This window comes from Burkholderia sp. AU45274 (assembly GCF_030482505.1).
Classification (GTDB): domain Bacteria; phylum Pseudomonadota; class Gammaproteobacteria; order Burkholderiales; family Burkholderiaceae; genus Burkholderia.
Window position 1 is genome coordinate 44,083 of the sequence record NZ_JAUJQE010000024.1, and the last position, 7,570, is coordinate 51,652.

Genomic DNA, 7,570 nt, shown 5'->3' on the forward strand with positions numbered 1-7,570 from the left:
AACCTTCCGCGACACGGCCTGACCGTTTAGCGGATTGCGAATCAAGTCTTGCTTGGAAGGACCTAAAACTTGCGTGCGCGCAGCATATCACAGAACCGATACCGGAGTTCACGGCGAAATGTGCCCGAAAGCACCGCGCGACGGGGTTTTGCCGGATTGCCACGACCCGCGGGAACAGTGTTTTGCAGACAGCCCGATTGCGCATCGCGCAGATGCAAAAAAGGCTGCCCGCAGGCAGCCTTTTCCGTGATGCAGCAAACGGCCGGAACGCTTAGTCGACCGCGCCTTCGCGGCTCGCGCGGCGACGCTCGTGCTCCTTCAGGAAGCGCTTGCGCAGGCGGATCGATTGCGGCGTCACTTCGACGAGTTCGTCGTCGTCGATGAATTCGACCGCGTATTCCAGCGACATCTGGACCGGCGGCACCAGGCGCACGGCTTCGTCGGTACCCGACGCGCGCACGTTGGTCAGCTGCTTGCCCTTGATCGGGTTCACGACGAGGTCGTTGTCGCGGCTGTGGATACCGATGATCATGCCCTCATAGAGCGCGTCACCCGGCTTCACGAACATGCGGCCGCGATCCTGCAGCTTCCACAGTGCATAGGCCACGGCAGCGCCGTCGTCCTGCGAGATCAGCACGCCGTTGCGGCGCTCGAATACCGAGCCGTCCTTGACCGGTGCGTACGAGTCGAAGATGTGGCTCATCAGGCCCGTGCCGCGCGTGAGCGTCAGGAATTCGCTCTGGAAGCCGATCAGGCCACGTGCCGAGATCTTGTACTCCAGACGCGTGCGGCCGCGGCCGTCCGACGCCATGTCGAGCATCTCGCCCTTGCGGCGGCCGAGCTCTTCCATCACGCCACCCTGATGTTCGTCCTCGACGTCGACGGTCAGCAGTTCGTACGGCTCGTGACGCACACCGTCGATTTCCTGCATCACGACGCGCGGACGCGACACGGCCAGCTCGTAGCCTTCACGACGCATGTTCTCGACGAGAATCGTCAGGTGCAGCTCGCCACGGCCCGACACTTCGAACACCGTTTCGTCGCCGGTGTCCTTCACGCGCAGCGCGACGTTGTGGTTCAGTTCCTTCATCAGGCGGTCGCGGATCTGGCGGCTCGTGACGAACTTGCCTTCGCGGCCGGCGAGCGGCGACGAGTTGACGAGGAAGTTCATCGTCAGCGTCGGCTCGTCGACGGTGATCATCGGCAGCGCTTCCGGCGTATCCACCGCGCAGATCGTTGCGCCGATGCCGACGTCTTCAATACCGTTGATCAGCACGATGTCGCCCGCTTCGGCCGATTCGACCTGCACGCGCTCGAGACCCGTGAACGACAGCACCTGGTTGATCTTGCGGTTCAGCACGTCGCCTTCCGGGCCGAAGCGCATCGCGACCGGCTGGCCCGGCTTGATGCGACCGCGCGTGATGCGGCCGACGCCGATCCGGCCGACGTACGTCGAATAGTCGAGCGACGTGATCTGCAGCTGCAGCGGCGCGTCCGGATCCGCCGGGCGAACCGGCACGTGCTCGAGGACTGCCTCGAACAGCGGGCGCATGTCGCCTTCGCGCGCGGCCGGGTCGAGCGACGCATAGCCGTTCAGGCCCGATGCGTAGACGATCGGGAAGTCGAGCTGCTCTTCGGTTGCACCCAGCTTGTCGAACAGGTCGAAGGTCTGGTTGATGACCCAGTCGATCCGCGCACCCGGACGGTCGATCTTGTTGACGATGACGATCGGCTTCAGGCCGAGCGCGAGCGCCTTCTTCGTGACGAAGCGGGTCTGCGGCATCGGGCCCTCGACCGCGTCGACGAGCAGCAGCACCGAGTCGACCATCGACAGCACGCGCTCCACCTCGCCACCGAAGTCCGCGTGCCCCGGCGTGTCGACGATGTTGATGTGCGTGCCTTCGTACTCGACCGCGCAGTTCTTCGCGAGAATCGTGATCCCGCGCTCTTTTTCGATGTCGTTCGAGTCCATCACCCGTTCGGCAATCTGCTGGTTCTCGCGGAAGGTGCCGGACTGGCGAAGCAGTTGGTCGACGAGCGTGGTCTTGCCGTGGTCGACGTGGGCGATGATGGCGATATTGCGAAGGGCGCGGGTCATAGAAACCTGGAAATCGTTTGAACGCGCAAAAGCGCCCGCTCGTTTTTCACGGGCGCGCGCATTGCAGCTTGGAAAGCCACAAATTATAGCACGTGCGGATGTCGCGAGCTGACAGGCACGTTGCGACGCGACACCAGACGGCCGGCACGCCCTCCCCTCGAACCCGCCGGTCGGCCGAAGCCCGCATCATCGGCAAGCCCAAAAAACCTTATCGGGATAGTGGATTTATGGGACACAAAGCGCGCCCTTTGCCGTTCGATTAACATTTGCCGCGGCAAGCAACTGTGCCTATACTGCTGCCTAGTCAACTATTGCAGCTTCAGGGTTTTATGCCGGATTCTTCTACCCAACCACCCGTCTCGCAGCTGTCTTCATATCAGATGAACGACAGCGTCGGCTATCTGATGTCGCGCGTGAAGTCGGTGATGACCAACCTCGTCACGCAACGCACGCAGGAAGAGCTCGGCATCACGGGTACGCAGGCGAGCATGCTGTTCATGATCGCGGTCGGCAAATGCTCGACGGCCGCCGAACTCGCGCGCGAGTACGGGATCGACGCGAGCGCGGTCACGCGCCTGCTCGACCGGGTCGAGAAACGCGGCCTGCTCTCCCGCGTGCGCAGCATCGAGGATCGGCGTGTCGTGCGCCTCGAGCTGACCGACGAAGGCCGTGCGCTCGCCGAACGGCTGCCGCCGATTTTCCGCAGCGTGCTCGACCAGGTGCTGGACGGGTTTACGCCGGAAGAAGTCGGGTTCCTGAAGAGCATGCTGCGCCGCATTCTCAGCAACTACTGCGAGACCGCCGGCGGCAGCATCACGTAATAGTTGCCATAACAATTACTTTTGACAGATTAATGTAAGGAAATCCTTGCAGTGTCCATCATTCATTCCGAGTCAGGGATCAGCGCGATGAAATCCTCCCCGTTGTCCGTGCGCGCCGGGTCGTGCCGCGCCGCCGTCGCCGCCGCGGTCGCCGCACTGGCGCTGGCGGGCTGCGCGAACTACATCGGCATCAAGAGCGACAAGCAGATCGCCCCCGCGTCGCAATTCGAATCCGCCCAGAGCCTGCCGGCCCAGGGCGGCCAGTGGCCGGCGCTCGACTGGGCCAGCCAGTTCGGCGATCCGCAGCTGCCGAAGCTGATCGACGAAGCCCTGCAGGGCAATCCGTCGATCGCGCAGGCGCAGGCGCGCATCGCAAAGGCGTCGTCATACATCGAATCGTCGCGCTCGAACCTGATGCCGAAGGCGGAAGCCAGCTATTCGTGGACGCGCGAGCTGTATTCGTCGAACGCGCTGTTCCCGCCCCCGTACGGCGGCCAGTGGTACAGCGAGAACAACGCGCTCGCGAGCGCATCGTGGGAGCTCGACCTGTGGGGCAAGAATCGCGAACGCCTGCACACCGCGGTATCGCAGGAAAAGGCGGCCGAAGCCGACATGCAGCAGGCACGCATCACGCTCGCGTCGTCGGTCGCACGCACGTACAACTCGCTCGCGCAACTCTATGCGCTGCGTGATATCGCGCAGCGCGAGATCACCAACCGCGAGACGGTCGGCAAGATCACCGACGGCCGCGTGTCGGCCGGTCTCGACACCAACGTCGAACGCCAGACGGCGCGCGGCAATATCGCAACGACCCAGGCTTCGCTGTCCGATCTCGACGGCCAGATCACGACGGTGCGCTACCAGCTCGCCGCGCTGCTCGGCAAGGGCCCGGATCGGGGGCTGCAGATCGCCGCGCCCGTGGTGAACCCGAGCGGCGAAGTCGCGCTGCCCGGCAACCTGCCGGCCGATCTCGTGTCGCGCCGCCCCGACATCGTCGCCGCGCGCTGGCAGGTCGAAGCCGCGATGCACGACGTGAAGGAAGCGAAGGCCGAGTTCTATCCCGACGTGAACCTCGCGGCCGGCTTCGGCTTCGATGCATTCGGCTGGGGCAAATTCCTGAACTTCGCGAGCCGTCAGGCGCAGTTCGGCCCGGCGATCCACCTGCCGATTTTCGACGCCGGCGCGCTGCGCGCGCAGCTCAAGGGCCGCTACGCGGACTTCGACCTGTCGGTGGCGAACTACAACCAGACGCTGATCAGTGCGCTGAACGACGTCGCGACGCAGGTCGCATCGATCCGCGCGGTCGATCGACAGATGGGCGATGCGCAACGCGCACTCGACGCATCGACGCGCGCCTATGACCTCGCGGTCATCCGCTACAAGGCCGGCCTGTCGCCGCAGCTGCAGGTGCTGACCGCGGACAGCAACCGCCTCGCATCGGAGCAGACGGTGACCAACCTGAAGATGCGCCGCCGCGACATGCAGCTCGCGCTGATCAAGGCGCTGGGCGGCGGGTTCGACGCGACCGGCACGCCGCTCGCCGCACCCGATGCCGACAAGCCGACAAAACAGGCCGCCAACTGATCCGGCGCCACCACTACGCAGACACTCGAAATAACGGACGGAGAAAATCGCCATGAGCGACCAACAAAACGCCGCCAGCGCGCAGCCGCAGAACAATGGCAAGCGCAAGCGAATGATGACGCTGCTCGTCGCGGTCATCGTGATCGCGGCCATCGCGTACGGCCTGTATTACTTCCTCGTCGCCCGCTTCCATGAAGGGACCGACGACGCGTACGTGAACGGCAACGTCGTGCAGATCACGCCGCAAGTCACCGGTACCGTGATCGCGGTGAAGGCCGACGATACGCAGACCGTCAAGGCCGGCGATCCGCTCGTCGTGCTCGACCCGGCCGACTCGCAAGTCGCGCTGCAGCAGGCCGAAGCCAATCTCGCGCAAACGGTGCGCCAGGTGCGCGGCCTGTTCGTCAACGACGACCAGTACCGCGCGCAAGTCGCGCTGCGCCAGTCCGACCTGTCGAAGGCGCAGGACGACCTGCGTCGCCGCCTCGCCGTCGCGCAGACGGGCGCCGTGTCGCAGGAAGAAATCTCGCATGCTCGCGACGCGGTGAAGGCCGCGCAGGCGTCGGTCGACGCCGCGCAGCAGCAGCTCGCATCGAATCGCGCATTGACCGCGAACACCACGATCGCATCGCACCCGAACGTGATGGCCGCCGCCGCGAAGGTGCGCGACGCGTACCTCGCGAACGCGCGTAACGTGCTGCCCGCGCCGGTCACTGGTTACGTCGCGAAGCGCTCGGTGCAGGTCGGCCAGCGCGTGTCGCCCGGCAACCCGCTGATGTCGGTGGTGCCGCTCAATGCCGTGTGGGTCGACGCGAACTTCAAGGAAGTCCAGCTCAAGCACATGCGCATCGGCCAGCCGGTCGAACTGACGGCCGACATCTACGGCTCGTCGGCGGTCTACCACGGCAAGGTGGTCGGCTTCTCTGCCGGTACGGGCTCGGCGTTCTCGCTGCTGCCGGCGCAGAACGCGACGGGTAACTGGATCAAGGTCGTGCAGCGCCTGCCGGTGCGGATCGAACTCGATCCGAAGGATCTCGACAAGCACCCGCTGCGCATCGGCCTGTCGATGCAGGTCGACGTGGACATCAAGGACGAACGCGGCGACCAGCTCGTGAACGCGCCGAACACCGTCTACGAGACCAACGTGTTCGCGAAGTACGGCGACGAAGCCGATGCCGAAATCGCCCGCGTCATCGCCGAGAACGCAGGCGGCAACGCATCGGCGCCGGCCGCGTCGAAGTCGAATGCCGTCGCGAAGATGATGTAACCGTTCCGACTCCGGAAAATCAACCGACATGGCACAGGCTCCTGTCTCTCACCCGCCCTTGCAGGGCGGGCAACTCGTGATCGGGACGATCGCGGTATCGCTCGCGGTGTTCATGAACGTGCTCGACACGTCCATCGCGAACGTCGCGATCCCGACCATCTCGGGCGACCTCGGCGTGTCGTCCGACCAGGGCACGTGGGTCATCACGTCGTTCGCGGTCGCGAACGCGATCTCGGTGCCGCTGACCGGCTGGCTGACCGACCGCTTCGGGCAGGTGCGCCTGTTCCTCGCGTCGATCATCCTGTTCGTGATTTCGTCGTGGATGTGCGGTCTCTCGCCCAACCTGCCGTTCCTGCTGGGGTCGCGCGTGCTGCAAGGCGCGGTGGCAGGCCCGATGATTCCGCTGTCGCAAGCGCTCCTGCTGTCGAGCTATCCACGCGCCAAGGCACCGATGGCGCTCGCGCTATGGGCGATGACGACGCTGATCGCGCCCGTCGCCGGCCCGATCCTCGGCGGCTGGATCTCGGACAACTACTCGTGGCCGTGGATCTTCTACGTCAACATCCCGGTCGGCATCGCCGCCGCCGCCGCGACGTGGATGATCTATCGCAACCGGGAGTCGGCCGTGCGCCGCGCGCCGATCGATGGCGTAGGCCTCGCGCTGCTGGTCGTCTGGGTCGGCTCGCTGCAGATCATGCTCGACAAGGGCAAGGATCTCGACTGGTTCGCGTCGACGACCATCATCGTGCTCGCGCTGACCGCCGTCATTGCGTTCGCGTTCTTCGTCATCTGGGAATTGACTGCCGAGCATCCGGTCGTCGACCTGTCGCTGTTCCGCATGCGGAACTTCACCGGCGGCACGGTTGCGCTGTCGATCGGGTACGGTCTGTACTTCGGCAACCTCGTACTGTTGCCGCTGTGGCTGCAGACGCAGATCGGCTACACCGCGACCGACGCCGGTCTCGTGATGGCGCCGGTCGGGCTGTTTGCGATCCTGCTGTCTCCGCTCACCGGGAAGTATCTGCCGCGCACCGATCCGCGCTTCATCTCGACGGCGTCGTTCCTGACGTTTGCGCTGTGCTTCTGGATGCGCTCGCGCTACACGACGGGCGTCGACGAATGGTCGCTGACGCTGCCGACGCTCGTGCAGGGCATCGCGATGGCCGGCTTCTTCATCCCGCTGGTGTCGATCACGCTGTCCGGCCTGCCCGGCCACCGCATTCCCGCGGCATCGGGCCTGTCGAACTTCGTGCGGATCATGTGCGGCGGCATCGGCACGTCGATCTTCCAGACGGCCTGGGACCATCGCAACAACTTCCATCACGCGCAACTGGTCGAGCAGACGAACGTCTACAACCCGACGTTCAACCAGGCCGTCACGCAGATGGGCAACCTCGGGCTGACGCAGGACCAGGCGCACGGGCTGATCAACAACATGGCCACGCAGCAGGCCGCGCAGCTCGGCGTGAACGACCTGTTCTACATCTCCGCGGCGATCTTCGTGCTGCTGATCGGGCTGATCTGGATCACGAAGCCCGAGCGCTCGGGTGGTGGCGATGCAGGTGCCGCGGCATCGGCCGCACACTGAACACGCAGCCTGGACGCCAACAAAAAGCCCCGCTTCAATGAACTGACCCCGTAAAGTTGGACGGGTTATGACAGCTAGGGCTGAGAGGGCTGAGTTCTGTATTGCACGGGACTCAGCCCTTTTAGTTTCAGTTTGATGCGGTCGTGATTGTAGTAGTGGATGTAGCTTGCCAAGCCGGTTTGCAGTTCGTCCAGGTTGCGGAACCGATTCAG

At 64.6% G+C, this 7,570-nt stretch carries 6 protein-coding genes; 4 read left to right on the forward strand and 2 right to left on the reverse strand.

The window, feature by feature from the left end:
* Nucleotides 1–271: 271 nt before the first annotated feature.
* Nucleotides 272–2,098 (reverse strand): translational GTPase TypA, encoded by a 1,827-nt coding sequence (gene typA / locus QZM35_RS37635; RefSeq protein WP_039358989.1) that lies wholly within the window; start codon nt 2,096–2,098, stop codon nt 272–274.
* 329 nt (nt 2,099–2,427) lie between these two features.
* Here typA and QZM35_RS37640 point away from each other — a divergent pair, with 329 nt between their 5' ends.
* From QZM35_RS37640 to QZM35_RS37655, 4 genes are all read left to right on the forward strand, one after another.
* Complete coding sequence (locus QZM35_RS37640; protein ID WP_089425217.1) at nt 2,428–2,919, forward strand: MarR family winged helix-turn-helix transcriptional regulator; 492 nt, start codon at nt 2,428–2,430, stop codon at nt 2,917–2,919.
* Nucleotides 2,920–3,006: 87 nt separating this feature from the next.
* Nucleotides 3,007–4,503, forward strand: a complete 1,497-nt coding sequence (locus QZM35_RS37645; protein WP_089425216.1) for an efflux transporter outer membrane subunit — start codon at nt 3,007–3,009, stop codon at nt 4,501–4,503.
* Nucleotides 4,504–4,555: 52 nt separating this feature from the next.
* Nucleotides 4,556–5,770 (forward strand): HlyD family secretion protein, encoded by a 1,215-nt coding sequence (locus QZM35_RS37650; RefSeq protein WP_089425215.1) that lies wholly within the window; start codon nt 4,556–4,558, stop codon nt 5,768–5,770.
* Nucleotides 5,771–5,798: 28 nt separating this feature from the next.
* The gene (locus QZM35_RS37655; RefSeq protein WP_089425214.1) at nt 5,799–7,358 is read left to right on the forward strand and encodes a DHA2 family efflux MFS transporter permease subunit; all 1,560 of its coding nucleotides are present in this window, start codon (nt 5,799–5,801) and stop codon (nt 7,356–7,358) included.
* A 74-nt stretch (nt 7,359–7,432) separates the two neighbouring features.
* Here QZM35_RS37655 and QZM35_RS37660 read toward each other — a convergent pair.
* Nucleotides 7,433–7,570, reverse strand: a 138-nt coding sequence (locus tag QZM35_RS37660; RefSeq protein WP_144025310.1) for an IS3 family transposase, incomplete at its 5' end; no start/stop codon positions are given.